Source organism: Acetobacter lovaniensis, assembly GCF_014207635.1.
GTDB classification, from domain to species: Bacteria; Pseudomonadota; Alphaproteobacteria; order Acetobacterales; family Acetobacteraceae; genus Acetobacter; species Acetobacter lovaniensis.
Genome location: NZ_JACHIE010000001.1, coordinates 78325 through 104606, shown reverse-complemented (window position 1 = coordinate 104606; position 26282 = coordinate 78325). Strand labels below are relative to the sequence as shown.

Sequence of the window (26282 nt, the reverse complement as noted above, 5' to 3'; positions counted from 1 at the left end):
AAGGCGTTCGGTGGTTTGTTGCGCGCATGACAGATAGTCACACATTGACGGCTGAACGTATTCTCCGGTTTTTATTGCTGGCAGGCATTGCCTATGGATGCATTGCCGTGCTGGTTCCTTTTTCCTCTGCCCTGCTCTGGGCGGGGGTGCTGACCTACACCACATGGCCTTTTTTCCAGTATTTGCGGCGGAGTATGGGGGCCAATGCGGCCAGCCTGATCATGACGGTCCTGTGTGCTGTGTGTGTGGTGTTTCCACTCGCGCTTCTGGCATCGGCCTGTGTGGCGTCTGGCCCGCGCTGGGCCTTGCAGCTGACAACCCTGTTCGGGCAGGTCAACCAGTTGCCTCCCCTGCCGAGATGGCTGGACAACCTGCCTGTTTTTGGACCGGATATTCATCATCGCTGGGCGTTGTGGAGCCGTAACCTCGGGCTTGCCGCGGCTGAATTGCGCCCCTATGCGGGAAGCATTATCCAGTCTGTTCTTGGTGTGCTCATGCAAATGGCCAATGGAGCATTGCATCTTGTAACGGCTTTGTTCATTTCCTTCTTTTTCTGGATCAGCGGCTCCATTCTGTGGGACACGCTACAGGCTGTTATCCTGCGGATTGCCGGACCCCAGGCCGGGCGGCACCTGTCCATTATTGCCAGTACAGTGCGCGGCACCGTGTATGGCATTCTTGGCACCGCCATTATTCAGGGTATTCTGACCGGGCTCGGGTTGTGGTTCTTTGGCGTGGCCGAGCCGGTTATTCTAGGCGGAATTGCAGCCTTTCTGGCGGTATTCCCCGTTGGTGCGCCTTTGGTGTGGATCCCGGCTGCGGTATGGCTGTTTGTAACCCATCACCAGCTCAAGGGGATTTTGCTTATCATATATGGCGTGGCGTTTATTTCTGGTGCGGATCATCTTATCCGTCCGCTGTTTATCGCACGAGGGTCCAAGCTGCCTTACCTGCTTACCGTGCTGGGGGTCATAGGTGGATTGCTGGCTTTTGGAGGGGTGGGTATTTTTCTCGGCCCGGTCCTGCTTGCTACCGGCTTTACGCTGACCATGGAATTTGCGCAGGGCGGGCCCGCGCGACCACCACTGGATGATACAAGGAATATCGCATCATGAAGAGCCGTCTGGCCCGTTTTGTTGAGCTTGCATCCAAAGGGCGGCGCAGGCATGTGGCTGCCAATGACACACCTGGGGTCCGCATTATCAGCTGGAACCTGCTCCGTCGCACAGGGGCGACAGTGCATGATGTGGCCGCCCTTATAGAGGCCGAACAGCCGGATATTCTGCTCATGCAGGAAGCCACGGTGGAAATAGACGTGCTGCCTGATGTGATTGGTGGCCACTATGCACGCTCCCCCCTGCCGGGGCGTATTCACGGTGTGGCGTGCTGGAGCCGCATGCCTTTTGCGCGGCCGCCACGGGCATGCACCATTCCGTCTGGACCAATAGTTAAACGACACGCCCAGATCATAGATTACCCTCAGTTTTCTCTGGCTAATGTTCATCTTTCACATGGGCAGATGCTTAACCGCAGGCAGTTGCGGCGGATTGCATCCCTGCTTTCTGCGCCATGCGCTATTCTGGGAGATTTTAATCTGGTGGGGCCAACCCTTGTTCCGGGATTTGCCGATGTGGGGCCAAAAGCTCCGACACACCGTATGATTGACCTGCTGCCCATTCGTCTGGACCGTTGTCTGGTGGAGGGCATGGTCTGCTCGGACGCGCAGGTGCTGCCCGTTTTTGCCTCGGATCATCGGCCCATAGCGGTCACACTCCAGCCAGAAATTGGTCGGCGTACACTGGCGAGTGCTTACAGGTAAGGCATGAACAGTCTGGCAAAGGAATCCCGTATGCGGGTTGGGTAGTTCCGTTTGTCCAGATCATAATGTGTTAGTCGCTGGTTGCGGTGCTGGCATATGAATTCATCCATGATTTCCGCCATGGTGACGTCATATGTCTCCATATTGATTTCAAAGTTCAGACGCAGGCTGCGAATATCAAGGTTGGAACTGCCGACAAAAGACCATGCTTTGTCCACAACCATCAGTTTGGAATGGTTAAAGGGGGGATTGGCGTGCCAGACGCGTGCTCCTGTATCCAGCAGAGGGGATATATTGGCGGCACAGGCCCAGTCCAGTGGGCGATGGTTGCTGCGGAGTGGAATAATAATATCTACCTGTACGCCGCGTAAGGCTGCCAGCCCGAGTTCGGACAAAAAGCGGGCTCCCGGTAAAAAATAGGGTGTCATCAGCCGTATGCTTTTGCGCGAAAGCGTAATGGCCTGAAGCATGGTATATTCAATTTTTTCCAGATCGGTGTCCGGGCCCGCTGTAACAATCCGGGCAAGAGAACTCCCTTTACTGGTATGTTCCTGTAAAAAGAGATCCCGGTGCAGCTGTTCCCCGGTTGTAAAATACCAGTCCCATGCGGCAACCTGTGCCAGCTGATGCACAACTGGCCCTTCAATCCGGAAATGCGTGTCAGATACAGGATGCCGGGGCTTGCGCGCGACCAGATTGTTGTCGGCAATGTTGAGCCCTCCCATAAACCCGATGCGACCATCCACAACCAGAATTTTGCGGTGGTTCCGTAAATTAAGGAACGGCATCCGCCAGGGGAGGAGTGAATGCATGAAGCGTGCGCAGGGAACCCCTTCCCTTTTCAGATAACGGTAGATGGGAGATAAAAAATATCCGCTGCCAATACCGTCCACCAGCACACGGACATTGACCCCTCTTTTATGCGCGGCAATCAGCTTGTCTGCGAATAATTGCCCGCTGGCGTCATGCCGGAAAATATACGAACAAAGCAGAATGCTTCTGGTCGCTGTTTCTATGGCGTCCAGCATATGCGGGTAAGCGCCATCGCCATCATGCAGGCAGGTGATGCTGTTATTGCCAACAACGGGGCGGGTTGTCAGCTTGCCCACCATTAATGCCAGAGGTGCAAACTGGCCATCAAGCTCCCTGTTCCATGCGGACAGGTCTGCCCCATCCGGCCTGTGTGCCGTTCGGTCCCCCACCAGCTTTTTGGCTAGTCGGGTCACACGGTTGATCCCGAACATGAGGTAGAGAACTGTTCCCAGAAACGGCATAAGAACACATATGCCAATCCACCCGATGGCGGATGACGTATTCCGTTTTGTAAGCAGAATATGCAAACTCACGCCGGTAACCAGACACAGGCGCACACACGCAACAATCAGGACTGTTGTGGAAAACTGGAGATCAAAAAGCATGGTGGAGAGAAGGCTTACACAACAGGCGGCTGACGTCCACAACATAGCGAATAAGTGTTCTGCACAACAGCTTCCAGTCTCTGCCGCAAAGCGGGCGAGAGGTTACGCATCCTACCACAATGGTCTGGCGGCGGAGGAGGCTGTTTGTCAGAAATTGCGGGGTTCAGGGTGGAACATTCTGCTCCAAAGGGCAAAAACCCGCCGGGGCGAAATTGATATTGTTGCACAAAATGGCGCAACAATCTGTTTTATTGAAGTCAAACAGCGCCAGACATTGCGTGGAGCTGCGGAATGTCTTTCCGCAGCGCAGTCCCGAAGAGTATACAGGGCTGCGGAGTGTCTGCTACAAAGCCACCCGCAGTGGCAGTATGAAAACCTGCGGTTTGACCTGTTTATGCTGGACGCAAAAGGTCAGATGGCATGGCTGGAAGATATTATCCGTCAGATGTAAGGCAGGGACAGATTAAGGACTACCCTGCCCCGAAACGTGGCCCGTTCAAACCAGACGGCATTCAGGTACGGCGGTGGGGCTTGCTGCTGTGTACCGCTGCTGTATGTGCGCTGGGATGGTAGCTCACCAGATGCACCATTTTACCATGCTGGGCAGAGGCCAGTACGACTTTGTGCGGTGCATGGCTTGCTGTTGCCGTATGGTGCACAATATGGCGAACATGCACAACAGGCGGTGGTGCGGTCAGGGAGGCAAAGGTTAATTTACTGGCTTCCAGATCGGAAAGAACACGTTCCGCATGCACAGAAGAACTGGTGGCTATTACGCTCAGACCAATACCGGCCAGAGCAAAAAGCCCGCGTACAAACGGCACTCGCGTCATTAACCTTAGCCCCCTGATCTTATGTCTGCCTGAAACTATACAAAGCAATTACAGGCTGACAACCCATAATTCAGGCGGATGCGTTGCAGGCGATGTTTTTTTCCTGCAGCAGTTTTTGCAGTTCACCGGTCTGGTACATTTCGGTCACAATGTCGCACCCACCAACAAACTCGCCTTTGACGTAAAGCTGGGGAATGGTGGGCCAGTTGGAATAGTCCTTAATGCCCTGACGCAGCGCGGAATCTGCCAGAACATTGGCGGCTTTGAACGGTACGCCAATCTGCTGCAGAATCTGCACTACGCGGGCAGAAAAGCCACACTGTGGGAAATCGGCATCCCCCTTCATGAAAAGCATGACAGGGTTTGAATCAATATCCTGCTGGATGGTCTGTTTGATGGAATCAGTCATCTGTCTGTTATCCTTGCTCGTGTAGAATCCGGGCTCTGGTCAGGGAGCGGAGGTACGGAGAGCCAGCGCATGCAGCTTGCCCCCCATATGTCCTTCAAGCGCATTATAAACGAGTTGATGCTGCCTTACACGCGGAACATCACGAAACGCCTCGCTTACAATTGAACAGGAATAGTGATCCCCATCTCCTGCCAGATCATCAATCTTGATCTGGGCATCGGGGAACGCCTTCAGAATATAAGCTTCAAGTTCTGTGGCGGACATGGCCATGGTGCTGTCTCTCCCCTATTGGTCCATCAGCGCAGGAAAAAAGGTTTCATGCGCGGATTTAAGGCGTGCGGCAGATATGGTGACGCCGCTGGGAAGAATCAATTCATTTCCCCCGGAGCGACCCATCAGGCGTGCAGGCACTCCGGCCTGAGCGGCTTTGGCGCAAAAAGACTTGGCATCGGCAACGCATACAAGGTAGCGGGCCTGATCCTCACCAAACCAGAAGGCTTCTGGCCGGATGCCGGAATCCGGGCTTTCCAGTTCGCAACCCGTGCCTGACGCCATGACCATTTCGGCCGCGGCAACCAGAATACCGCCATCGGCAATGTCATGGCATGCGCTAATCTGGCCTGCCTGAATTTCGGCCCGGACAAAATCCCCGTTCCGCTTTTCTGCTGCCAGATCAACTGCGGGTGGTGCGCCTTCTTCGCGTCCCAGAATCTCGCGCAGCCATATGGACTGGCCAAGTTCACCCTTGGTCGCGCCAATCAGCACCAGATCGCTGTCGGGCTGCATGCCAAGACCCACGGCAGTGGACACATCATCCAGCACACCAAGCCCACCAATGGCGGGAGTTGGCAGAATGGCCTGAGTTGTGCCGTCGGGCATACGGGTTTCGTTATACAGGGAGACGTTACCACTCACGATGGGGAAGTCGAGAACCTTGCACGCCTCTCCCATGCCCTCGAGGGCTGCAATGAACTGGCCCATGATCTCCGGCTTTTCAGGGTTGCCGAAGTTCAGGTTGTCCGTCACCGCCAGAGGGCGCGCACCGGTTGCCGTAATGTTGCGCCATGCTTCAGCCACAGCCTGTGCGCCACCTGTGCGCGGGTCGGCCTGACAGTAGCGTGGCGTGCAATCCGTGGTCAATGCAAGACCGAGCTGCGTATCTTCCACCTTAACAATAGCGGCATCCGCAGCGCCGGGGCGGCGGATGGTCTGGCCCCCTACGGTGCTGTCATACTGGTTCCAGACCCATGCGCGCGACGCCAGATCGGGCGAGGCCACAAGCTGGAGCAGCATGGCATCAAGCGAGAGCGGTGCGTGAACACTGCCCAGCTCTGCGGGTTTCTGCGGGGCGATGGAAGGACGGTCATAAACCGGGGCTTCATCCGCCAGAGGTTCAAGCGGAATGTCAGCCTCAAGCTGGCCTTTGTGCTTGATGACAATATGGCCGGTTTCGGTCAGGTGACCGATAATGGCAAAATCCAGTTCCCATTTTTCAAAAATCTGGCGTGCCAGTTCTGTCCGGTCAGGGCGCAGGACCATGAGCATGCGTTCCTGACTTTCAGAAAGCATCATCTCATATGCGGTCATGTTGGGTTCGCGCTGGGGCACGGCATCGAGGTCAAGCTCGATGCCCACGCCACCTTTACCAGCCATTTCCACGGCGGAAGAGGTCAGGCCCGCTGCACCCATGTCCTGAATGGCAACAATGGCATCTGTTGCCATCAGTTCCAGACAGGCTTCGATCAGCAGTTTTTCAATGAAGGGGTCGCCAACCTGCACGGTCGGGCGCTTGGAAAGCGCGTCTTCATCAAACTCGGCGGAGGACATGGTGGCGCCATGGATCCCGTCCCGTCCTGTGCGTGAACCAACATAGACAACAGGGTTGCCAACACCGGCTGCGGCAGACAGGAAAATACGGTCCTGCCGGGCAATGCCCACAGTCATGGCGTTAACAAGCGGGTTACCGTCATATGCCGGGTGGAAGTTGATTTCCCCCCCGACTGTCGGCACACCCACGCAGTTGCCATAGCCGCCAATCCCGCGCACCACGCCATCCACAATCCGGCGGGTAATGGGGTTTTCAGGGCTGCCAAAACGCAGGGCGTTCAGGTTGGCAATGGGGCGCGCACCCATGGTGAACACGTCACGCAGAATGCCGCCAACGCCTGTAGCTGCACCCTGATAGGGTTCGATAAAGGACGGGTGGTTATGGCTTTCCATCTTGAAGATGGCGGCATACCCCTGCCCGATATCCACAACACCTGCGTTTTCACCCGGTCCATGGATAACCCAGGGGGCCTTGGTGGGCAGGCCACGCAGCCATTTGCGGGAGGATTTGTAGGAGCAGTGCTCCGACCACATGACGGAAAAAACACCCAGTTCCGTCAGGCTGGGCGTGCGGCCCATGATAGACAGAACACGGCCGTATTCCTCGCCCGTCAGGCCGAATTCACGCGCCAGGGATTCATCAACGGTTACAGGCTTATTCACCGGACCAGAGCCTCCACCAGACCTTCAAACAGCGGCAGACCATCCTCGCCCCCCATCAGCGGATCAACCAGATCCTCGGGGTGGGGCATCATGCCACAGATACGTTTGTTTTCGCTCAGAACACCGGCAATGCTGTTCACGCTGCCGTTGGGGTTGCTTGTTCTGTCATCCGCACACACACGGCCCTTGGCATCGGCGTAGCGGAATGCAACGCGGCCTTCGCCTTCAAGCACGGCAAGGGTCTGGGCGTCGGCTGTGTAGTTGCCATCCCCATGTGCCAGCGGCGTGCGGAAGATGTCGCCTTTTTTCCAGCGCCGGGTAAAGGGAGTGCCTTCAACCTCCACGCGCAGATGGCAGTCTTGCGAGAGGAACCGCAGGTCCGCATTCCGCAGGAGTGCGCCGGGGAGCAGGTTGCTCTCGGTCAGGATCTGGAATCCGTTGCACACGCCCAGAATATGCCCGCCTTTGGCGGCAAAGTCGCGCACGGCCCTCATGATGGGGGAATGCGCGGCCATTGCGCCACAACGCAGGTAGTCACCATAGCTGAAGCCACCGGGCAGCACGACCAGATCCACACCGCTCAGATCTGTCTCATGGTGCCAGATCATGCGAGGGGCCTGCCCGGTTACGCGCCGCAGGGCAATGGCCATATCTCGTTCCCGGTTCGTGCCGGGAAATACGACAATCGCTGCTTTCATTTTTTCACGTCACACGGATAAGAGTCATGCAGGGCAGTAAAAACGCTCTCGCCCACTGGTTTGCCCAGAGAGTCGGCATGCGCTTTCAGCCAGGTGAGCACCTTGGCGCGGATGGCGGCAATATCTTCGCTTGCTGGCACACAAAAGCCTGTGGGGGCGGAGGCATCACCCGTATTGTGTGCGTTGATCTGGGCAAGGGTCACGCCATCGGTCAGACCGCTCAGATAGGCATCGCATGCGGTGCGTGTGGCCGAACTGGAGCACATCTTGCCAAGTGCGCCTGCCTTCATGGGGGCCAGCCGCTGGGCATGTGCCAGAGTGGGGGCCGCCAGCACACCGGCAAGGGCGATCAGGGCGAGGCGCTTCATGCCACAACCTCTACCGAGTAGTCCTCGATGACCAGGTTGGCGAGCAGGTTGCGGGCCATTTCGCCCGCTTTTTCATGCGCTTCTTCTGCTTTCACACCATGCAGTTCCAGCTCTATGACCTTGCCAACGCGCACATCCTGCACGCCTTCAAAGCCCAGTGTGTGCAGTGCGTGACCAATGGCCTTTCCCTGCGGGTCCAGAACGCCGTCCTTAAGCATGACGGTTACACGTACTTTCATTCTCAAACTCCCAAAGTACCCGTAGGGGTTACTGAACTGTTTCTGGGCCTTTCATGTCACCCCCGGCGCCGTTTTCCGGCAGGATGCCCATGCGGCGTGCAACTTCCTGATACGCTTCCTTCACGTTGCCCAGATCGCGGCGGAAGCGGTCCTTGTCGAGCTTTTCGTTTGTGTGAAGGTCCCACAGGCGGCAGTTATCAGGCGAAATTTCGTCAGCAAGAACAATACGCATGTCCTCACCTTCCCAGCACCGGCCGAACTCGAGCTTGAAGTCCACGAGCTGGATGCCAATGCCGCTGAACAGGCCGCAGAGGAAGTCGTTCACGCGCATGGACATGCCCGTAATATCTTCCAGATCGTGCGGGCAGGCCCAGCCGAATGCGATAATGTGATCTTCCGATACCAGCGGGTCACCGAGCTCGTCGTTCTTGTAATAGAACTCAACAATCGGGCGTGGCAGGCGCTGGCCTTCGGGGATGTTGAAGCGCTTGGAAATGCTGCCAGCGGCAACATTGCGGATGACCACCTCAAGCGGGATGATCTCCACTTCCTTTACCAGTTGCTCACGCATGTTGATGCGGCGGATAAAGTGGGTGGGGATGCCGATTTCCTGCAAACGCAGCATCAGGTGTTCGCTAATGCGGTTGTTGAGCACACCTTTGCCGGTAATCACACCGCTTTTGGCACCATTGCCAGCCGTGGCATCGTCCTTGAAGTATTGCACAAGGGTCCCCGGTTCCGGACCTTCAAAGAGGATTTTGGCTTTACCTTCATAAAGCTGGCGGCGACGGGCCATAATGATCCTTACCTGTCGAAATGTGTGCGGGCGGTTGGGTGACCGCCCCAAAAAACGGGGGAACCAGACTGGTGGTTCACCCCTTTATTGCTCCCGTGTTCATAGCAGGCTTCCCGCGTGGAGGATACAGCCTGTGCAAACCGGGCTGGCGGTTACTGTTTGGGGCCAGTTTCGCCGAAGATTTTTTCAAACTGGAAGTCCAGTGCCTTCAGGTGCTGGCGGCTGTCCATGGCGGCATCCAGCACGTCGGCGGGAATACGGCCCGAAATTTCGGCATCATCAGCCAGATTTTCGCGGAACGTTTTGCCTTCGGGCGTACCCAGCTTTGTCCATGTTGCCATCGCGTTGCGCTGGACAATACGGTAGGCATCTTCGCGTGACAGGCCTGCTTTTGCCAGTGCCAGCAGAACCTCGCCCGAATGGACCACGCCGCCAAGGCTTTCGATATTCGCAGCCATACGGTCGGGGTACACCACAAGCTTGGAGATCATGCCGGACAGGCGGGCCAGAGCAAAGTCCAGCCCGATGGTGGCATCGGGGCAGATGTTGCGCTCGACCGAGGAGTGGCTGATGTCACGCTCGTGCCACAGAGCCACGTTTTCCAGTGCCGGAATAACCGCTGCACGCACCAGACGGGCAAGGCCGGTCAGGTTTTCGGTCAGCACGGGGTTGCGCTTGTGCGGCATGGCGGAAGAGCCCTTCTGCCCCGGATGGAAGAATTCCTCCGCTTCGCGCACTTCGGAGCGTTGCAGGTGGCGGACTTCCGTTGCAAGCCGCTCAATGCCGCTGGCAATAACGCCAAGAGCGCAGAAAAATGCAGCATGGCGGTCACGCGGGATAACCTGGGTGGAAACCGCTTCGGCCTGCAGGCCAAGGCGTTCGGCCACGTAAGCTTCCACACGCGGGTCAAGATGGGCGTATGTGCCCACAGCGCCGGAAATGGCACAGGTGGCAATTTCGGCCCGTGCGGTTTCAAGGCGGGTTCTGTTCCGGGCGAACTCGGCGTAATGGCCAGCAATCTTGAGGCCGAAAGACGTGGGCTCGGCATGAATGCCGTGGCTGCGGCCAATGGTCAGGGTGTGTTTGTGTTCAAACGCACGTGCCTTGAGGGCGGCCAGAGTTTCGTCCAGATCCTTGAGCAGCAGGTCGGTGGCCTGCACAAGCTGCACGGCAAGGCAGGTGTCCAGCACGTCCGAAGAGGTCATGCCCAGATGGACAAATCGGCTTTCGGGGCCAACCTTTTCTGCCAGCCATGTCAGGAACGCAATGACGTCATGCCGTGTTTCGGCTTCGATCTCGTCAATCCGGGCGAGGTCCGCATCGCAAAAAGCAGCCATGGCGGCGTTGCCTTTTTCGCGGACCACTTTGGCGGCTTCCTTGGGGACCGTCCCGTATTCTGCCATGGCTTCACAGGCCAGAGCTTCGATCTCGAACCAGATTCGATAGCGGTTTTCAGGAGACCAGATTGCGGCCATGACGGGGCGGGTATAACGCGGCACCATAACGCGAATTCCTTAACCAGAACAGTTTAAACGTCAGACAGGTGGCGCCTCTCTAGCGGATTTCGCGCATGTCGTCTGCCCGCAATGCGGAAAACTTTGACATTTTCTGCCGCGTGCCAGAAATACACGCCATTCAATGCATGTTCCGGAATCGGAGTTATTGTGGCCAACCTATTTGATTCTGCCAGTTTTCCGGCAGTTGCCGCCCTCTTGCAGGTTGTGCTGATTGATGTGACCCTGGCCGGGGACAACGCAGTTGTCATTGGTATGGCCGTACGTTCCCTTGGCGGGGCACAGCGGCGCAAGGCCATTTGGGCCGGTGTGGGGCTGGCTGCGGTCATCCGGGTGCTGCTCGCACTTGTGGCGGTCAAGCTACTGAGCATTGTCGGCCTGACACTGGCTGGCGGGCTGCTTCTGCTATGGGTCTGCTGGCGCATGTACCGCGAAATGCAGCACGGCAACGCTGCCGATGAGGGTGCGGGCAACGCACCGGGCAGCCTGCGTTCGGCCATCATTAAAATCCTGATCGCTGATTTATCCATGAGTCTGGATAACGTGCTGGCCGTGGCCGGGGCTGCACGTGAACACCCCGGTATTCTGGTTATGGGGCTGGCCCTGTCTGTTGTGCTTATGGCGCTTGCGGCCTCCCTGATTGCGCGGCTGCTTGAGCGTTATAAGTGGATTTCGTGGGTGGGGTTGCTGGTTGTGCTGGCCGTTGCCGTGGAACTGATAGTCAGTGGCGGCGGAGAGGTCTGGGGCCACCTGTCCTGAGCCTGACGCAGGTGTGTCAGGCAGGCTGCCGCTGCCTGACATAAAGAACTTGCTAAATTGCAAAAAAACCGTTGAATTTCGGGTATGACCCGTTCTTATCCTTCATGGCGGCGGCAGCTTGTTGCCGCAGTATCTCTGGTCGGGTTTTCCCTGACCGCCTGCTCCGGTCCATCTGCCCAGCCGGTGTCTACTCCCGAGGTGAGCGCGGGCGCAGAGGATGCCGTCTTCCCTGCCCGCAGTACCATGCAGACTGGCAACCTGAACGACCGGCTGGAGACATGGCTCCGTCTTGTCGGGCCAGCACATGCAAGTGCTCAGGATTATGCCGATTTTTTACAATCTGGCAGTGGGTGGCCCCGCTGGTCGGTACTGGTCCTGCGTATGCAGCAGGCTTTGGCAAGCGAGACAGATACACAAACGCTGGCCCGCTTGTGCCACACCCAGAAACTGACTTACGCCCCGGCACTGGTGCAGTGCGCTACGCAACTGCCAGATGATAAACCCCTTCAGCAGCAGCTTGTGGCCGAGGCCATAACCGCATGGACCGATGGGAGCGACACACCAGCCGCAGCAACTGCACTGGCGGGCGCATTCGGGGCAAGCCTTACTCCCCAGAGTTCATGGTTACGTTTTGACCGGCAGGAACGTGCAGGGCTGATCAATGCGGCCCAGCAGACCCTGCCCTATCTTTCCGCCAGCAGGCAGCCTCTGGCGCAGGCCCGGCTGGCGTTAAGAAACAATGATGCCGCGGCGCAATCCCAGTTTGATGCCCTGCCCTCTTCTTCGCGCACGGACCCATGGCTTGTGCTGGATCTGGCCCGCTGGCTGCGTAAGCAGCAACGCTATGACGAAGCCGTTGCCCTATGGAAAGCCGGAGCCGTTGAGGCTGAACGAACAACCCGCTCCAAACTGTTCTGGCGTGAGCGGGACGGGCTGGCCCGTGATCTGATCCAGCAGAATCGGGCCGGGGATGCCTTTGCTGTGGCGAACGACACGACTGCTCAGGATGAGAGCCGTCTGGAGGCCGTGTTCCTGAGTGGGTGGATAGCTCTGCGCCTGCAGCATGATGCCGCGACCGCAGAGGATTTTTTTCGCCAGCTTACTGAGTCTTCCTCACTTATTACACGCAGCCGCGGATTTTACTGGCTTGGCCGCGCCCGCGCCGCTGCGGGCAATATGGTTGCGGCGCAGGCGGACTGGACGCGCGCCACAGCCTACCCAGGCACCTATTACGGTCAAATGGCGGCCGCTACTCTGGCAGGGCAGACCAATGCTCTGCTAGAGCCGGGACAGGTGCCTGCACTGATCGTGCAAAATCTCAGGAAGGCGGATAACGCACTCCCCTCTACCTCTGAGGACGCATTGCCAACGGATAACGATCTGCTTCTGGCGGCTCTCAGGCTGGCGTCCATGGGGGATAAAGACCACACGCGCGATTTTTTGAACCTGTTTGAAAAACAGGTCACACAAACCTCGCAGCGTCTGGCGCTTTCATCTCTGGCGTTGCGTCTGGGTGTGCCCGATATTGCGGTGACCATAGCTCGCCATGCCGGGCGCGATGGTGTGTTTATGCTGCGTTCAGGCTGGCCCCTGCCGTACACACCGCCCCAGAGTTCTCTGCCCAAGGATTTTGTCATGGGTCTCATACGGCAGGAAAGCAGCTTTAACCCTGATGCCGTCAGCCCCTCCAATGCCATAGGTCTTATGCAGATCAAGCCATCCACTGCGGCGGATATGGTGCGGGCTGCCGGGGTGGCGCCATCTGCCGCTACGGCTCTGGGGCTGCGGGATGCACAGAATAACATGCAACTGGGCACAGCCTACCTGCTCCACCTGCAGGACCGGTTTGGCCCCATAGTACCCTATATGGCTGCAGCTTATAACGGTGGCCCCACCCGTTTGGCCAAATGGCTGACCACGGCAGGCGATCCCGCCCATAATGGAGGGGAAATGGAGCAGATGGTCGACTGGGTGGAAAACATTCCTTACGCTGAAACACGTAATTACGTGCAACGCGTATGGGAAAACATGATTGTTTACAAAGCGTTGGAAACTCAGGAATGACCCCTGCCCGTCTGATCGCAACGTTTGGAGGCTGTGGCCTGTCCCCCCGTGCGCCCGGCACCGTTGGCTCCTTTGCTGCCCTGCTGGTTGGGCTGCCTTTGCTAAAGCGGCCCCGTACGCTGGCTTGTGCTGCTGTAGCGGCAACCGTCATGGGCTGGTGGGCCACAGCACGTGCGGGCAAAGGGGAAGATCACAGCTGGATTGTGATTGATGAAGTGGCGGGTATGTGGATATCCCTGCTGGCCTGTTTACCCGATAGTGACCAGAGCGAGAAAGCAACCAGAGCCACGCACCAGTTGTTATGGCCCATTGTGGCGTTTGGGCTGTTTCGGGTGTTTGACATTACCAAGCCCGGCCCCATAGGCACGCTGGACAGGCGGCATGATGCCATTGGCGTTATGGGGGATGATGTGCTGGCCGGGTTTGCCAGTGCAGGCTGTGTGCATGCACTACGCAAAGTATGGGCAGCACGGAACTAGAAAGGGTTGAGCATGCGCGAACAGGCAGAAGGATTTACCCCTGCGGTTCTGGCTGAAGCCGGGCGTGTTCTGGCTCTGTTGCGTGCAGCAGAACTGCGGGTTGTTACGGCTGAAAGCTGCACGGGCGGGCTGGTCGCGGGAGCATTAACGCATTTTGCCGGGTCATCGGATGTGACCGAAGGTGGTTTTGTCACCTACTCCAATAGTATGAAGCAGGCCGTGCTGGGTGTACGGGCCAGCACATTAGCTGCCCATGGTGCTGTGAGTGCGCAAACGGTAGAGCAGATGGCTGAGGGCGCGCTGAACGCCTGTTCCAACGCCGCTGTGGCCGTGTCTATTTCCGGTATTGCGGGGCCAGGAGGCGGGAGCGTGGACAAACCGGTGGGGCTGGTCTGGTTTGCCACTGCGCTGCGTGGAGGCCCAACACGCGCGGACCAGCAGATATTCTCCGGAGATCGGGCACAGGTGCGCGAGCAGGCAGTGTTACAGGCCTTAAGGCTTGTTTCTGCCCGTTTGGTTCATCTGTAACGGGTTATTGCCTGTCGGCCGGGTTATAAACAGGGGCTTCCTGTAAATCCGGTGCCATAACCCCTGTGCCTTTGGCTATGGTGCCATCTGGCAATGCCGGAGTGGTTGTCTGTTGGGCAGGCTGAGGGCGCTGTATATGCGCCAGACTTTGGGCATTTAACGTGCCCGCTGTTACGCTCCCGCTACGAGACTGCTTTACGGGGGCTGTGCGTTCTGTTTGCTGTGGCCGTATGTCTGCCGTAGCCTGTGCAACTGGTGCCAGCATTCCACCAAGCAGAAGCAGGTAAAACAGTATGGGCATGCGGTTGTCCCCTGTGTTCAAACTCTGGGTTCTGCATGATGGAGGGTATGGCTCAAGTTGCCGTTTTCTGGCCCGACAGAGCGGCTGGGGTGGCGGTGGTGCCAGCCTGTAGTGCGGGAGGGCCATAAACCTCTTTGGCGCGCTTGATAAAAGCGGAAACCATAAGGCGGGTTGCCTCGGTAAAGACCACACCAATAGCCGCTTGTAGAATCCGCGAATTGAACTCGAAATCGACAAAAAAATCGACCTGACACCCGCTGGCATGGGGTGTGAACTTCCACACATTACGCAGGTAGCGGAACGGCCCGCGCTCGTAACGCACGGTAATGGTGGACGGACGGTCCAGTGTCACACGGGAGGTAAAACTCTCCCTGAACGGGCCGAAGCCTATGGTCAGGTCGGCAACAAGTTCTGTTTCGGTGCGGCTGCGCAGGCGTGCGGCAACACACCAGGGTAAAAAGGCAGGGTAGTGTGTAACGTCTGCGACCAGATCAAAAATCTGGTCGGGGCGATAGGGCAGAACACGCGTCTCTGCGTGTTTAGGCATTACAGAGCCTCCTTCAGGCGCGTGTTGCGTGCTTCGCGCAGTTGCGCAAAATCCGTATCGGCATGGTAGGAAGAGCGCGTAAGGGGACTGGAACTGACTTGCAAAAACCCTTTTACGCGCGCCATGGTGCCGTATTCCTCGAATTCTTCCGGTGTTACAAAACGCGCAACGGCAGCGTGCTTGACCGTGGGCTGCAAATACTGCCCCATGGTAATAAAATCCACATCAGCAATACGCAGATCATCCATGACCTGAGCGAGTTCCATTTTTTCTTCACCCAAACCCAGCATCAGCCCGGATTTGGTGAAAATGGAAGGGTCAAGCTGCTTGACCCGGTCCAGCAGGCGCATGGACTGGTAATACCGCGCACCGGGCCGGATGGTGGGGTAAAGGCGTGGCACGGTTTCCAGATTATGGTTGAACACGTCCGGGCGGGCTTTAACAACCACTTCTAGGGCCTTGTCTTTACGTAAAAAATCCGGTGTCAGGATTTCAATAGTCGTGTCGGGGGATGTCGCGCGTATGGCGGCAATGACACGCGCAAAATGCTGCGCCCCCCCATCGGCCAGATCATCCCGGTCAACAGAAGTAATCACTACATGGCGCAGGCCCAGCTTGGCTACGGCTTCTGCCACGCGTTCTGGCTCGCCGTCATCCAGTGCATGAGGCAAGCCGGTGCTGACATTGCAGAACGCACAGGCGCGGGTGCAGATTTCTCCCATGATCATCATGGTAGCATGGCGTTGTGACCAGCACTCCCCTATGTTGGGGCACGCGGCCTCCTCACACACAGTGACCAGCTTGTTGTCACGCATGAGGGTTCGTGTTTCGTGATAAGTCGGGTTGTTGGGCGCTCTAACGCGTATCCACTCCGGCTTGCGGGCAATGGGGTTGTCCGGCCGATGGGCTTTTTCGGGGTGCCGTAACCGGCTTGTCCCACCTTTCCGATGATCGATCTCGACACGAGTAGACATGACTTCGCCCATTTATACCCAAGAAGTGCAGATAGAACTGGAATGCCCCTGCATACGCGTCAAGGCGCTGGAGAGGCGATAACCGGGAATGGGGCATCAAACCCGCGAGAGTGATGCCCTATCCTTTTGAAAACAAAAGACTAAAAGTGCAAAGCGCCGTCATAGGCCGCAAGAACGGCTTCATGCATGGATTCAGAAATGGTGGGGTGCGGGAAAATGGTTTCAGCCAGTTCCGCTTCCGTCAGTTCCCCTGTGCGGGCAATAACGTAACCCTGAATCATTTCCGTCACTTCCGCGCCAATCATGTGTGCGCCAAGAAGTTCACCGGTCTGGGCATCAAAAACCGTTTTGATCAGGCCATCGGGTTCACCCATGGCAAGGGCTTTACCATTGGCAATAAGCGGGAAGCGGCCAACACGTACCTTGTAACCAGCCTCCAGCGCCTTTGCTTCCGTGTAACCAACGGAGGCAATCTGCGGGCGGCAGTAGGTGCAGCCGGGTATTTTGGTCGGGTCAATGGGGTGGACTTTTCTGCCCGCAATGGCCTCTACACACATCACGGCTTCATGGCTGGCCTTGTGGGCAAGCCATGGCGCACCGGCCAGATCACCAATGGCGTACACGCCGGGCTCGCCCGTGCGGCAAAGCGCATCTGTGACTACATGCGTCCGATCGACCTGGATTTTGGTCCCTTCCAGCCCGATTTTTTCCACATTGCCAACAATGCCAACGGCAGAAATGACCCGTTCGGCGACCAATGTATCGGCCTTGCCATTGACGGTAACGGGAATGCTGACCCCGGTTGCCGTTTTCTGCAACGTGCCGATCTTGGCGCTGGTCAGCACCCGAATGCCCTGTTTTTCAAAGGCTTTGCGAGCAAGCTGGCTTATTTCCACATCTTCTACGGGCAGAATGCGCTCGGCAACTTCCACCAGTGTCACGTCCGCACCCATGTTGCGGTAGAAGGATGCAAACTCGGTGCCAATAGCGCCAGAGCCAATAACCACAAGGCTTTTGGGCATGGTTTCCGGCACAAGGGCTTCCTTGTAGGACCAGATGAATTGACCATCCGGTTCCAGCCCCGGCAGCACCCGTGCGCGCGCGCCCGTTGCCAGAATAACGTGCTGGGCGGTGAGCGTGGTGGGAGCTGCCCCATCCTTGCTGACGAGCACTTTGCGGCGTCCGTTGGCCAGTGTGCCGTCCAGTTTGCCGTGGCCGTCAAAAACCGGAACCTTGGCCTTTTTGAGCAGATGCGCAACCCCTGCGGACAACTGCTTGGAGACAGCCCGGGAGCGGGCAACAATTTTTTTAAAATCAAAGCTTACGCCGTCGGCCTTAAACCCGTAGGCGGGCAGGTCGTGCAGCAGATGATTGATTTCCGATGCCCGAAGCAGCGCCTTGGTGGGGATGCACCCCCAGTTAAGGCAGATGCCACCAAGGTGCTGGGCTTCAACCACCGCAACAGAGAGTTTAAGCTGGGCAGCGCGCAGGGCGGCAACATACCCACCCGGCCCGCCACCAATGACGATCACATCAAAATCTGTCTGGCTCATGATGCCAAATTTCTCCCGCAAAAGGCTGCGTTACAGAACAAGAGCCAGAGGTGCCTGCACAATGCTACGGAAGGCCGAGAGCCATTTGGCTGCCATGGCCCCATCCACTGCACGGTGATCGACCGAGAGTGTTACAGTCATGACTGTCGCCACTTTAATCTCGTCACCACTCACAACAGGCTGCCTTTTGCCAGCGGCAATGGCCAGAATGGCGGCCTGCGGGGGGTTCACAATAGCTGCGAATTCCTTGACGCCGAACATTCCCATATTGGAAATGGAGAACGTACCGCCCTGAAACTCTTCCGGCTTCAGCTTGCCTGCTCTGGCGCGGGAAACCAGAGATTTGGCCTCCTGACTGATCTGTTTGAGGCTTTTGCGGTCAGCAGCCCGCACAATGGGGGTGATCAGCCCATCATCAAGGGAAACGGCCACCGAAATATCTGCATCTTCATGCAAAATCATGGCGTCTTCCGTAAAGGAGGCGTTGACTTCGGGCACCTGCTTGAGGGCAAGAGCCGCCGCCTTGATCAGCATGTCATTAACCGACAGCTTGAATGCATCCTGCCCTTCATCATGGGACAGAGCATTGAGCTGTGAGCGTAATGCCATAAGTGCATCAAGCTCCACATCCATGGAAACATAGAAGTGCGGAATGGTCGCCTTGGATTCACTCAACCGGCGGGCAATCACCTTGCGCATGGTGGTGTGCGGCACCGTACGGCTTGTGCCCGTGGAAAGAGGCGCATTGGCCTGCGGGCTGGGTCTGGGAGCAGCCGCTACTGGCTGCGAGGCGGCAGTTTCCACATCGCGTTTGACAATGCGACCGTTAGGCCCGGTTCCCTTGATGGTGGACAGATCCACCTTTTTTGCAGCCGCAATGCGGCGCGCCAGCGGGGAGGCAACAATGCGACTAGCGGTGTGCGAGGCCTGTGATGCAGCCGCCGGGGCAACAGGTGCACTGGCGGCGGCGTCGGATGGTGCTACAGCACCTGCCTGCGCGGGTGCCGGTGCAGGTGCTGCGCTGGTGGAAGACGGTGCGGCAGAGTCCGGCACAGCCTCCCCTTCTTCCACCATAATGGCGATGGGCGTATTGACCGCAACACCCTCGGTCCCTTCGGGAACAAGGATGCGGCCAAAAATACCATCTTCAATGGCTTCTACTTCCATTGTGGCCTTGTCGGTTTCGATCTCGGCCAGAACATCGCCATTGCTAACCGTATCGCCCTCTTTTTTCAGCCAGCGGGCAATCTTGCCCTCTGTCATGGTGGGAGAGAGGGCGGGCATCAGAATTTCAATTGCCATCTTTCATCACCTCAGATCAGGCTACGCACGGCTTTAACCACGTGCTCAGACTGTGGCAGAGCCAGTTTTTCCAGATTGGCTGCAAACGGCATGGGCACATCTTCACCAGCAACACGCACGGGGGGAGCATCCAGCCAGTCAAAGGCATGCTCTATAACCTGCATGGCAACTTCGGAGCCAATGCCAGCAAAGGGCCAGCCTTCTTCCACCGTTACAAGGCGGCTGGTCTTTTTAACGCTGTTGACAATTGTGGCTGTATCCAGCGGGCGAATGCTCCGCAGGTTGATCACTTCGGCCTCAATCCCCTGCCTGGCAAGTTCAGCCGCTGCATCCAGCGCTGTGCCTACGGCAATGGAAAAAGCAACAATGGTGACATCGGTGCCAGCCCGTTCGATCTTTGCCTTGCCAATGGGTAGAATGAAATCTTCATCAATCGGACAAGGGAACTTCTGCCCGTAAAGAATCTCATTTTCCAGCACGATCACCGGGTTCGGGTCGCGGATAGCAGCGCGCAGCAGCCCCTTGGCATCGGCTGCGGACCACGGGGCAACAACTTTAAGCCCCGGCACATGGCCGTACCAGCTTGCATAACACTGCGAATGCTGGGCACCCACGCGTGCGGCAGCACCGTTAGGGCCACGGAACACAATGGGGCACCCCATCTGCCCGCCGGACATATACAGCGTTTTGGCCGCAGAGTTGATAATGTGGTCAATGGCCTGCATGGCGAAGTTCATGGTCATGAACTCGACAACAGGTTTAAGCCCGGTCAGGGCCGCGCCAACTGCCATGCCGGTAAAACCATGCTCGGTAATGGGCATGTCCAGCACACGCTTGTCACCAAATTCCTGCAACAGGCCCTGCGAGATTTTGTAAGCACCCTGATACTCGGCGACTTCCTCACCGAGCAGGAACACGTCTTCATCGCGGCGCAGTTCTGCCGCCATGGCGTCACGCAGGGCTTCACGCACGGTGATCTCCTGCGTTTCACCCCAGTCCTGCTCCGGTTCGGTCGTGCCCAAGGGCGTGGCGGACGCGGTTGCGGGTGTGGGCGGAGCCGTGCTGGCTGCCGGTGCTGGTGTGGGAGCACTGGTGGTGGGTGCATTGCTCGCGGCACCGGCTTCGGGTACGGCCTCACCATCTTCAACCACAATGGCTATGGGGGAGTTGACGGCAACGCCTTCAACTCCTTCGCCAATCAGCACACGGCCAAGAATACCGTCTTCAATGGCTTCAATTTCCATTGTGGCCTTGTCGGTTTCGATCTCGGCCAGAACGTCGCCAGCGGTAATGGTGTCCCCTTCCTTTTTCAGCCAGCGGGCAATCTTGCCTTCGGTCATGGTGGGGGAAAGGGCGGGCATTAAAATTTGAGTCGCCATAATCTGCTCAGGCCTCCAGCACAACGTCCGTATAAAGTTCAGAAGGATCCGGTTCCGGGCTGGTCTGCGCGAATTCGGCTGCGTCGTTCACGACGGTTTTAATTTCGGCTTCCATGGCTTTGAGTGTGGCGTCCTCAACCCCGGCGTCCAGCAGGATATGCTTGACGTGTTCAATCGGGTCACGCGTCTTGCGCACCTGATCAACTTCCTCACGCGTACGGTATTTGGCCGGGTCGGACATGGAGTGACCACGGTAGCGATAGGTCATCATTTCCAGAATGTAAGGGCCTTTGCCCGCGCGGCAGTGTGCCACGGCCTGAGTGGCGGCGTCATGCACGGCGGCAACATCCATACCGTCCACCTGCATACCGGGAATGCCCCAGGGCTCGCCATTTTTGTACAGATTGTGGGAAGCCGAAGCCCGCTCGATTGCAGTGCCCATGCCGTATTTGTTGTTCTCGATGACAAAAATACAGGGCAGCTTGTGCAGGGCGGCCAGATTGAAGCTTTCGTAAACCTGCCCCTGCCCGGCTGCGCCATCCCCAAAATAGGCGACAGACACTTCATCCGTACCGCGATATTTGTTGGCGAAGGCCAGACCAATGCCAAGGGCTACCTGAGCGCCAACAATGCCATGTCCGCCATAAAAGTTCTTCTCGCGTGAGAACATGTGCATGGAACCGCCCTTGCCATGCGAGTAGCCCGTGGCGCGGCCTGTCAGTTCAGCCATAACGCCCCGTGGGCTCATGCCTGCGACAAGCATCTGCCCATGGTCGCGGTAGGAGGTGATCAGCTTGTCCCCATCCTTCAGGCACATCTGTATGCCGACTACAACCGCTTCCTGTCCGATGTAAAGGTGGCAGAAGCCCCCGATCAGCCCCATGCCGTAAAGCTGCCCGGCTTTCTCTTCAAATCGGCGGATCAGCAGCATGTCATGATAAGCTGTTAAAAACTGTTCTCGGGTCAGCGATGGGCCGTTGCCACCGACTGCGCCGATCAGCTCAGATGTTGTTTCCATGTATGGACCCTCTACGATACATAGGTAAATGCGTCACAAACGTAATGTCTTGGCAGCCAGGGGACTACTGGGCGGTTCGAGCATTTTATCGTGTTTTTTGCATAAAAAATGCTGTCTGATCAGGGCACCTTGCTTATCTGGCGTTATATTCTCCTGACCTGCCACCGCTTTTGTGCCGTAGCCGGATATTGTCGATGCGCATGCCACGGTCAACAGCCTTGCACATGTCATAAAGTGTGAGAGCCGCGACAGACACCGCAGTCAACGCCTCCATTTCCACTCCGGTTGCGTCTTTTGTTGTAACAGAAGCGGTGATCTCGATTTTGTCATCTGTGGCGACAAGATCAAGCGTGACAGATGTCAGGCGCAGCGGGTGGCACAGGGGGATGACATCAGCCGTTTTTTTGGCGGCCATAATCCCCGCAATCCGGGCTGTTGCCAGCACATCCCCCTTGGGCATGGAACCCGAGACGATCAGATCCAGCGTATGGCGCTGCATATGCACTTCCGCCGCCGCAACAGCCCTGCGGAAGGTCTCGTCCTTGTCGGATACATCCACCATCCGGGCATGCCCGGATGAATCCAGATGGGTCAGGGGCTGTTCGCGCACCGTTACTTCAGTCCGAGCAATGCGCGTGCAGCAGCTCCGGGGTCTGGCTGGCGGAGCAGGGTTTCACCCACCAGAAAGCCCGTGACACCAATGGCGGCAAGCTGGGCAATTTCCTCGTGTGTTTTAATGCCGCTTTCGGAGATGATAATCCGGTCAGGCGGCACCAGAGGGGCCAGCAGGCTGGTGGTGTTGATGTCTGTTGTCAGGGTTTTGAGGTTACGGTTGTTAATACCGATCAGAAACGTGTCCAGCGCCAGTGCGCGGTTCAGTTCGTCCTCGTCATGCACTTCCACCAGAACGTCCATGTCCAGACCCTTGGCGTGATCAACCAGTTCCAGAGCCATTTCGTCTGTCAGAATGGACATGATCAGCAAGATGCAGTCAGCACCGATCATCCGGCTTTCGTAAACCTGCCACGGGTCGAGAATAAAGTCCTTGCGCAGGACGGGCAGCGCGCAGGCGGCCCGGGCCGTTGCCAGATCCTCGTTTGCGCCGTGGAAGCATGAACTTTCCGTCAGCACGGAAATGCAGGCCGCTCCCGCCTGTTCGTACGCAAGGGCGATCCGTGCGGGGTCATACTCTTCCTGCAAGATACCGGCAGAGGGAGACGCCTTCTTGATCTCGGCAATCAGGCCCACGGCGCGGTCGGCGGCTTTTTCCTTGAGCGCACGACCGAAGCCCCGTGGTGCTTCCTTGGTTTCCTGCGCTTTGGCCACAACTTCCTTTAAGGGGTGCAGCGTGGAGCGATGTTCCACTTCCAGCCGTGTCCGCGCACAGATGCGGGCCAGAACATCCGGCAGTTCATCTACTTTGCAGTCAGGTGTGACGGCAGCGGAAGCTACAGTGGACGTGGAGGATGTATCGTTCATGATTGTCCTGTCATGTCTCCGGCGTGTGCATCCGAACGGGATGCACGTAAACCATTAAGCACCGCAAGGGCAGTGCCGTTGTCGAGTGAGCATGCGGCGGTTGCCACATTATTCCTGAGGCGGGCCGGGTCAATCCGGCCATTGTGCAGGACAGTCTGTTGACCGGCAACATGCAGCGCAAATGCCGCGTTCAACAAGACAGTATCACGGTATGCCCCGTGTGCGCCACGCAGGAGCGCTTCCAGCGCCTGTGCGTTATGCTGGGCATCGCCCCCTTTAATGGCGGATACGGGGGCGTAAGGCAGCCCCGCCATGTCCGGTTCAATCAGGTGGGACTGAATCTGTCCGTTTTCAAGCGCTACAGCCTGTGTGGGGCCTGCCAGTGTGACTTCGTCTATACCGCCCTGCCCGTCCTGCGGCTGGCCGCAGACCGTCCACACGCATTCCGACCCCAGACGGGCCAGCACTTCCGTAACGGGCTGGAGCCACTGGGTGGAAAAAACCCCCATAAGCTGGCGTTTGACACCAGCAGGATTAACCATGGGACCAACCAGATTGAACAGCGTGGGCAGCGCCAGCACTTTTCTGGCACCCGCCGCATGCCGCATGGCGGGGTGGTGGTGGGGGGCTGCCATAAAGACCACGTGGTGGCGCACAAGCTGTTCGGCAAGAACCTCTGCATTGGAGGACAATGGCACACACAGGGCCGCCAGCACGTCGGACGCTCCGGCAAGAGAGGAAATGGCTCTGTTTCCATGCTTGGCGACGGGTACACCAAGGGCTGCCAGCACAAAGGCTACGGCGGTGGAGACATTCAGCGTGCCGTAATTATCTCCCCCCGTGCCACAGACATCAATCGTGTTGTCGGGGGCGTTGGGGACGGGGTACATTCGTTGCCGCAGGGCGGTTACAGCGCCAAGCAGTTCATCCTGCGTTTCCCCGCGCACGCGCAGTGCCATTAAAAAGGCGGCAATCCGTTCGGGTGGAACGTTGCCATCCATAATACTGCCAAATGCGGCTTCCGCCTGTGCGACACTCAGGTTTTTGCGCTGTGCAAGAGCCTGCAGAATCCCGGAAAAAAAAGCCGGGTCGTCCGTGCTGCCAATCGTAGTGGCGGGCTCAGGCATGGAGCAGGCTCGCAGTCCATGCCCGTGCGTGGGTCAGAAAATTGCGGAGCAGATCGTGCCCGTGTTCCGATGCAATGCTCTCGGGGTGGAACTGTACGCCCGAGATGGGGTGCAGTTTGTGCCGCACGCCCATAACCACGCCATCGGCTGTCCATGCCGTAACTTCCAAGTCATCTGGGATGCTGGAAGGTTCAAGGGTCAGGCTGTGGTAACGGGTCGCATTGAACGGGCTGGGGAGCCCTTCAAAAACATCCGTCCCATTATGGAAAACAGGGCTGATTTTGCCGTGCATGGGGGTTGGAGAGCGCACAACCTGTGCCCCAAATACCTGCCCGATGGACTGGTGACCAAGGCAGACGCCAAAAACGGGCACCTTGCCTGCGGCTGCGGCGATCAGGTCACAGCAGATCCCTGCCTCGTTCGGGGAGCAGGGGCCGGGGGACAGAACAATGGCGTCCGGGGCAAGGGCCATGGCTTCTGCTACGCTGAGCGTATCGTTCCGGCGGACGTCGCACTCCTCACCCAGTTCGCCCAGATAGTGGACCAGGTTGAAGGTAAAGCTGTCATAATTGTCGATCAGTAGGATCATGGCGGAATGATGACCTTTTCGTGCGCACGGGTCAAATGACGTGTCGGAAAGGCGCGGTTTACCCGCGGCCTGTCCGCGCCATTATCAAGGCTTCCTCGGCTGCGCGGAATACGGCGCGGGCTTTGTGCTGGGTTTCCTCATACTCTGATTCCGGCACACTATCCGCCACAACCCCGCAGCCTGCCTGCACGTGCATGGAACCGTCTTTGACAACGGCCATGCGCAGGCCAATGCAGGTGTCCATATCCCCCCCAGCACCAAAATAACCTATGCAACCGGCATAGGTGGCGCGGCGGGTCCGTTCGACCTCGTCAATAATTTCCATGGCGCGGATTTTGGGGGCGCCGGTCAGGGTTCCTGCGGGAAAAGCCGCAACCAAGGCGTCCAGCGCTTCCAGATCAGGCTTGAGTGTGCCCTCCACATTGGAAGAAATATGCATGACGTGGCTGAACCGCTCGATCACGAACTGTTCCGTGACCTTCACGGAGCCGGGGGAGCATACGCGCCCGACATCATTCCGGCCCAGATCAATCAGCATCAGATGCTCGGCGATTTCCTTCTGGTCGGCCAGAAGATCCTGTTCAAGTGCGAGGTCCTCAGCCGCGGTTTTGCCGCGTGGGCGTGTTCCCGCCAAAGGCCGCACGGTCATTTTACCGTCCCTGAGCCGTACAAGAATTTCGGGGGATGACCCGACCAGCGAGAAGTCCCCAAAATCCAGATGGAACAGGAAAGGAGCCGGATTTATGCGCCTGAGCGCACGGTAGAGGGAGAGTGACGGCAGCGCAAAAGCTGTTGAAAAGCGCTGGCTTGGCACAACCTGAAATGCATCGCCCGCAGCAATATAGTCCTGAATACGGGTGATGGCGGCGCAGAAATCCTGATGTGTGAACGTGGACGTGGGTTCGGCAAAGGCTGGCACATTCGCAGGAATGTCTGCCGGGGGAAGTGCCCCGCTCAGGCAGTCTCTGGCGCGTTGGAGCAATGCCTGTGCGCGCTCCCATGCTTCTGGCGCTGTTTCGGTCGCATTGGGGCGGACGGGAGCCGCCAGAATAAGCTCGTCCGTTACCGTATCAAAAACAGCAAAAAGGCCCGGACGCATCAGAATGGATTCTGGCAGGTTCAGGTCGTCTGGTGGTGCGTCTGGCAGGTGTTCCATCTGGCGCACCATGTCGTACCCCAGATACCCGAACAGGCCGCCAATCATGGGAGGAAGTTCGGGCGGGAGGTCCATGCGGGACGCGTGGATAAGGGCACGCAGGCTGGCCAGTGGCGCGGTACCTTCGTCTTCTGGTACGGCTTTTGTGGGCAGGCCATTGTGGCATGTGCTGGTGCTGACCTTGCCGTTATGGCAGGTCCATACCAGATCGGGCCGCAGGGCAATAACGGAGTAGCGCCCGCGGGTTGTGCCGCCTTCCACACTTTCCAGCAGCAGGGTATATTGCCCTGTGCCACCTTCCAGATGTGCCAGCCGCATGTAGGCGGAAACCGGGGTCAGTAGGTCAGCAGGTTCCACAGAGTAAATAATGGAGCCCCTGCCCGCTTCCCATGCCGCAAGACAGTCCTGTTTGCTGGGGGACGCTGCCGTATGCGCCTTCATGC

At 57.7% G+C, this 26282-nt stretch carries 29 protein-coding genes; 7 read left to right on the top strand and 22 right to left on the bottom strand.

The genetic code is table 11. The annotated features are described in order from the left end of the window. Positions 1–26 precede the first annotated feature (26 nt). Both HNR55_RS00460 and HNR55_RS00455 read left to right on the top strand, forming a co-directional pair. The gene (locus HNR55_RS00460; RefSeq protein WP_166109862.1) at positions 27–1115 is read left to right on the top strand and encodes an AI-2E family transporter; all 1089 of its coding nucleotides are present in this window, start codon (positions 27–29) and stop codon (positions 1113–1115) included. Then, entirely contained in the window at positions 1112–1819 is a 708-nt protein-coding gene (locus HNR55_RS00455) for an endonuclease/exonuclease/phosphatase family protein (protein WP_166109859.1), read from the top strand. The genes HNR55_RS00460 and HNR55_RS00455 overlap by 4 nt, the downstream gene beginning before the upstream one ends. Here the strand turns inward: HNR55_RS00455 and cls are convergent. Further along, positions 1810–3237 (bottom strand): cardiolipin synthase, encoded by a 1428-nt coding sequence (cls, locus tag HNR55_RS00450; protein WP_166109856.1) that lies wholly within the window; start codon positions 3235–3237, stop codon positions 1810–1812. The genes HNR55_RS00455 and cls overlap by 10 nt on opposite strands. Here cls and HNR55_RS00445 point away from each other — a divergent pair. Continuing rightward, positions 3236–3688 carry a YraN family protein gene (locus HNR55_RS00445; protein ID WP_166109853.1) on the top strand — a complete coding sequence of 151 codons (453 nt, stop codon included), beginning with the start codon at positions 3236–3238 and terminating at the stop codon, positions 3686–3688. The two genes, cls and HNR55_RS00445, sit on opposite strands and share 2 nt — an antisense overlap. Before the next feature lie 61 nt (positions 3689–3749). On the opposite strand, the gene HNR55_RS00440 is transcribed toward HNR55_RS00445, so the two are convergent. The 9 genes from HNR55_RS00440 to purB form a co-directional block, all read right to left on the bottom strand. Further along, positions 3750–4070, bottom strand: a complete 321-nt coding sequence (locus HNR55_RS00440; RefSeq protein WP_166109850.1) for a hypothetical protein — start codon at positions 4068–4070, stop codon at positions 3750–3752. 70 nt (positions 4071–4140) lie between these two features. Next, positions 4141–4479 (bottom strand): Grx4 family monothiol glutaredoxin, encoded by a 339-nt coding sequence (gene grxD / locus HNR55_RS00435; RefSeq protein WP_086645961.1) that lies wholly within the window; start codon positions 4477–4479, stop codon positions 4141–4143. A gap of 39 nt (positions 4480–4518) precedes the next feature. Further along, on the bottom strand, positions 4519–4749 hold the full coding sequence (locus HNR55_RS00430) for a BolA/IbaG family iron-sulfur metabolism protein (RefSeq protein WP_025825210.1): 231 nt from the start codon (positions 4747–4749) through the stop codon (positions 4519–4521). Between the two features lie 15 nt (positions 4750–4764). Then, a complete protein-coding gene (gene purL, locus HNR55_RS00425) occupies positions 4765–6969 on the bottom strand; it encodes a phosphoribosylformylglycinamidine synthase subunit PurL (protein ID WP_166109848.1) in 2205 nt (734 codons plus the stop codon). Next, entirely contained in the window at positions 6966–7667 is a 702-nt protein-coding gene (purQ, locus tag HNR55_RS00420; RefSeq protein ID WP_166109845.1) for a phosphoribosylformylglycinamidine synthase subunit PurQ, read from the bottom strand. Before purQ ends, purL begins: the two co-directional genes overlap by 4 nt. Beyond that, the gene (locus HNR55_RS00415; protein WP_166109842.1) at positions 7664–8035 is read right to left on the bottom strand and encodes a Rap1a/Tai family immunity protein; all 372 of its coding nucleotides are present in this window, start codon (positions 8033–8035) and stop codon (positions 7664–7666) included. The genes purQ and HNR55_RS00415 overlap by 4 nt, the downstream gene beginning before the upstream one ends. After that, positions 8032–8274, bottom strand: a complete 243-nt coding sequence (purS, locus tag HNR55_RS00410; RefSeq protein ID WP_086645965.1) for a phosphoribosylformylglycinamidine synthase subunit PurS — start codon at positions 8272–8274, stop codon at positions 8032–8034. Before purS ends, HNR55_RS00415 begins: the two co-directional genes overlap by 4 nt. 28 nt (positions 8275–8302) lie before the next feature. Beyond that, positions 8303–9070 carry a phosphoribosylaminoimidazolesuccinocarboxamide synthase gene (purC, locus tag HNR55_RS00405; RefSeq protein WP_086645966.1) on the bottom strand — a complete coding sequence of 256 codons (768 nt, stop codon included), beginning with the start codon at positions 9068–9070 and terminating at the stop codon, positions 8303–8305. A 152-nt stretch (positions 9071–9222) separates the two neighbouring features. Continuing rightward, positions 9223–10572 (bottom strand): adenylosuccinate lyase, encoded by a 1350-nt coding sequence (purB, locus tag HNR55_RS00400; protein ID WP_086645967.1) that lies wholly within the window; start codon positions 10570–10572, stop codon positions 9223–9225. A gap of 162 nt (positions 10573–10734) precedes the next feature. On the opposite strand from purB, the gene HNR55_RS00395 reads away from it, so the two are divergent. The 4 genes from HNR55_RS00395 to HNR55_RS00380 all read left to right on the top strand — a co-directional run bounded on the left by HNR55_RS00395 (position 10735) and on the right by HNR55_RS00380 (position 14414). Beyond that, the gene (locus HNR55_RS00395) at positions 10735–11343 is read left to right on the top strand and encodes a YjbE family putative metal transport protein (RefSeq protein WP_253545022.1); all 609 of its coding nucleotides are present in this window, start codon (positions 10735–10737) and stop codon (positions 11341–11343) included. A gap of 84 nt (positions 11344–11427) precedes the next feature. Continuing rightward, entirely contained in the window at positions 11428–13407 is a 1980-nt protein-coding gene (locus HNR55_RS00390; protein ID WP_166109836.1) for a lytic transglycosylase domain-containing protein, read from the top strand. Next, a complete protein-coding gene (locus tag HNR55_RS00385) occupies positions 13404–13886 on the top strand; it encodes a phosphatidylglycerophosphatase A family protein (protein ID WP_166109835.1) in 483 nt (160 codons plus the stop codon). The genes HNR55_RS00390 and HNR55_RS00385 overlap by 4 nt, the downstream gene beginning before the upstream one ends. Positions 13887–13898: 12 nt before the next feature. Further along, positions 13899–14414 (top strand): CinA family protein, encoded by a 516-nt coding sequence (locus HNR55_RS00380; RefSeq protein WP_166109833.1) that lies wholly within the window; start codon positions 13899–13901, stop codon positions 14412–14414. A gap of 4 nt (positions 14415–14418) precedes the next feature. On the opposite strand, the gene HNR55_RS00375 is transcribed toward HNR55_RS00380, so the two are convergent. The 12 genes from HNR55_RS00375 to trpE form a co-directional block, all read right to left on the bottom strand. Then, entirely contained in the window at positions 14419–14715 is a 297-nt protein-coding gene (locus HNR55_RS00375; RefSeq protein ID WP_166109830.1) for a hypothetical protein, read from the bottom strand. A gap of 52 nt (positions 14716–14767) precedes the next feature. Then, positions 14768–15262, bottom strand: a complete 495-nt coding sequence (locus HNR55_RS00370) for a type II toxin-antitoxin system RatA family toxin (RefSeq protein ID WP_166109828.1) — start codon at positions 15260–15262, stop codon at positions 14768–14770. Then, positions 15262–16236, bottom strand: coding sequence for a lipoyl synthase (gene lipA / locus HNR55_RS00365; protein ID WP_166109826.1), 975 nt, complete (start codon positions 16234–16236; stop codon positions 15262–15264). Before lipA ends, HNR55_RS00370 begins: the two co-directional genes overlap by 1 nt. A gap of 140 nt (positions 16237–16376) precedes the next feature. Beyond that, complete coding sequence (gene lpdA / locus HNR55_RS00360; protein WP_165924901.1) at positions 16377–17789, bottom strand: dihydrolipoyl dehydrogenase; 1413 nt, start codon at positions 17787–17789, stop codon at positions 16377–16379. Between the two features lie 30 nt (positions 17790–17819). Then, entirely contained in the window at positions 17820–19091 is a 1272-nt protein-coding gene (locus HNR55_RS00355) for a pyruvate dehydrogenase complex dihydrolipoamide acetyltransferase (RefSeq protein ID WP_166109823.1), read from the bottom strand. Between the two features lie 11 nt (positions 19092–19102). Then, a complete protein-coding gene (locus HNR55_RS00350; RefSeq protein ID WP_166109821.1) occupies positions 19103–20470 on the bottom strand; it encodes a pyruvate dehydrogenase complex E1 component subunit beta in 1368 nt (455 codons plus the stop codon). Positions 20471–20477: 7 nt separating this feature from the next. Then, positions 20478–21488, bottom strand: coding sequence for a pyruvate dehydrogenase (acetyl-transferring) E1 component subunit alpha (pdhA, locus tag HNR55_RS00345; protein ID WP_166109819.1), 1011 nt, complete (start codon positions 21486–21488; stop codon positions 20478–20480). Positions 21489–21621: 133 nt separating this feature from the next. Further along, the gene (gene moaC / locus HNR55_RS00340; RefSeq protein WP_166109817.1) at positions 21622–22098 is read right to left on the bottom strand and encodes a cyclic pyranopterin monophosphate synthase MoaC; all 477 of its coding nucleotides are present in this window, start codon (positions 22096–22098) and stop codon (positions 21622–21624) included. 2 nt (positions 22099–22100) lie between these two features. Continuing rightward, positions 22101–22967 (bottom strand): indole-3-glycerol phosphate synthase TrpC, encoded by an 867-nt coding sequence (gene trpC / locus HNR55_RS00335; RefSeq protein WP_166109814.1) that lies wholly within the window; start codon positions 22965–22967, stop codon positions 22101–22103. After that, on the bottom strand, positions 22964–24094 hold the full coding sequence (gene trpD, locus HNR55_RS00330; RefSeq protein ID WP_166109811.1) for an anthranilate phosphoribosyltransferase: 1131 nt from the start codon (positions 24092–24094) through the stop codon (positions 22964–22966). Before trpD ends, trpC begins: the two co-directional genes overlap by 4 nt. Next, a complete protein-coding gene (locus HNR55_RS00325; protein WP_166109808.1) occupies positions 24087–24683 on the bottom strand; it encodes an anthranilate synthase component II in 597 nt (198 codons plus the stop codon). Before HNR55_RS00325 ends, trpD begins: the two co-directional genes overlap by 8 nt. Positions 24684–24741: 58 nt before the next feature. Continuing rightward, positions 24742–26280 (bottom strand): anthranilate synthase component I, encoded by a 1539-nt coding sequence (gene trpE / locus HNR55_RS00320; RefSeq protein ID WP_166109806.1) that lies wholly within the window; start codon positions 26278–26280, stop codon positions 24742–24744. Between the last annotated feature and the right edge of the window lie 2 nt (positions 26281–26282).

Coding starts and splice junctions, on each gene's coding strand:
- HNR55_RS00460 (WP_166109862.1), top strand. CDS start 27: ATGACAGATAGTCACACATTGACGGCTGAACGTATTCTCCGGTTTTTA.
- HNR55_RS00455 (WP_166109859.1), top strand. CDS start 1,112: ATGAAGAGCCGTCTGGCCCGTTTTGTTGAGCTTGCATCCAAAGGGCGG.
- HNR55_RS00445 (WP_166109853.1), top strand. CDS start 3,236: ATGGTGGAGAGAAGGCTTACACAACAGGCGGCTGACGTCCACAACATA.
- cls (WP_166109856.1), bottom strand. CDS start 3,237: ATGCTTTTTGATCTCCAGTTTTCCACAACAGTCCTGATTGTTGCGTGT.
- HNR55_RS00440 (WP_166109850.1), bottom strand. CDS start 4,070: ATGACGCGAGTGCCGTTTGTACGCGGGCTTTTTGCTCTGGCCGGTATT.
- grxD (WP_086645961.1), bottom strand. CDS start 4,479: ATGACTGATTCCATCAAACAGACCATCCAGCAGGATATTGATTCAAAC.
- HNR55_RS00430 (WP_025825210.1), bottom strand. CDS start 4,749: ATGGCCATGTCCGCCACAGAACTTGAAGCTTATATTCTGAAGGCGTTC.
- purQ (WP_166109845.1), bottom strand. CDS start 7,667: ATGAAAGCAGCGATTGTCGTATTTCCCGGCACGAACCGGGAACGAGAT.
- HNR55_RS00415 (WP_166109842.1), bottom strand. CDS start 8,035: ATGAAGCGCCTCGCCCTGATCGCCCTTGCCGGTGTGCTGGCGGCCCCC.
- purS (WP_086645965.1), bottom strand. CDS start 8,274: ATGAAAGTACGTGTAACCGTCATGCTTAAGGACGGCGTTCTGGACCCG.
- purC (WP_086645966.1), bottom strand. CDS start 9,070: ATGGCCCGTCGCCGCCAGCTTTATGAAGGTAAAGCCAAAATCCTCTTT.
- purB (WP_086645967.1), bottom strand. CDS start 10,572: ATGGTGCCGCGTTATACCCGCCCCGTCATGGCCGCAATCTGGTCTCCT.
- HNR55_RS00390 (WP_166109836.1), top strand. CDS start 11,428: ATGACCCGTTCTTATCCTTCATGGCGGCGGCAGCTTGTTGCCGCAGTA.
- HNR55_RS00385 (WP_166109835.1), top strand. CDS start 13,404: ATGACCCCTGCCCGTCTGATCGCAACGTTTGGAGGCTGTGGCCTGTCC.
- HNR55_RS00380 (WP_166109833.1), top strand. CDS start 13,899: ATGCGCGAACAGGCAGAAGGATTTACCCCTGCGGTTCTGGCTGAAGCC.
- HNR55_RS00375 (WP_166109830.1), bottom strand. CDS start 14,715: ATGCCCATACTGTTTTACCTGCTTCTGCTTGGTGGAATGCTGGCACCA.
- HNR55_RS00370 (WP_166109828.1), bottom strand. CDS start 15,262: ATGCCTAAACACGCAGAGACGCGTGTTCTGCCCTATCGCCCCGACCAG.
- lipA (WP_166109826.1), bottom strand. CDS start 16,236: ATGTCTACTCGTGTCGAGATCGATCATCGGAAAGGTGGGACAAGCCGG.
- lpdA (WP_165924901.1), bottom strand. CDS start 17,789: ATGAGCCAGACAGATTTTGATGTGATCGTCATTGGTGGCGGGCCGGGT.
- HNR55_RS00355 (WP_166109823.1), bottom strand. CDS start 19,091: ATGGCAATTGAAATTCTGATGCCCGCCCTCTCTCCCACCATGACAGAG.
- HNR55_RS00350 (WP_166109821.1), bottom strand. CDS start 20,470: ATGGCGACTCAAATTTTAATGCCCGCCCTTTCCCCCACCATGACCGAA.
- pdhA (WP_166109819.1), bottom strand. CDS start 21,488: ATGGAAACAACATCTGAGCTGATCGGCGCAGTCGGTGGCAACGGCCCA.
- trpC (WP_166109814.1), bottom strand. CDS start 22,967: ATGAACGATACATCCTCCACGTCCACTGTAGCTTCCGCTGCCGTCACA.
- trpD (WP_166109811.1), bottom strand. CDS start 24,094: ATGCCTGAGCCCGCCACTACGATTGGCAGCACGGACGACCCGGCTTTT.
- HNR55_RS00325 (WP_166109808.1), bottom strand. CDS start 24,683: ATGATCCTACTGATCGACAATTATGACAGCTTTACCTTCAACCTGGTC.
- trpE (WP_166109806.1), bottom strand. CDS start 26,280: ATGAAGGCGCATACGGCAGCGTCCCCCAGCAAACAGGACTGTCTTGCG.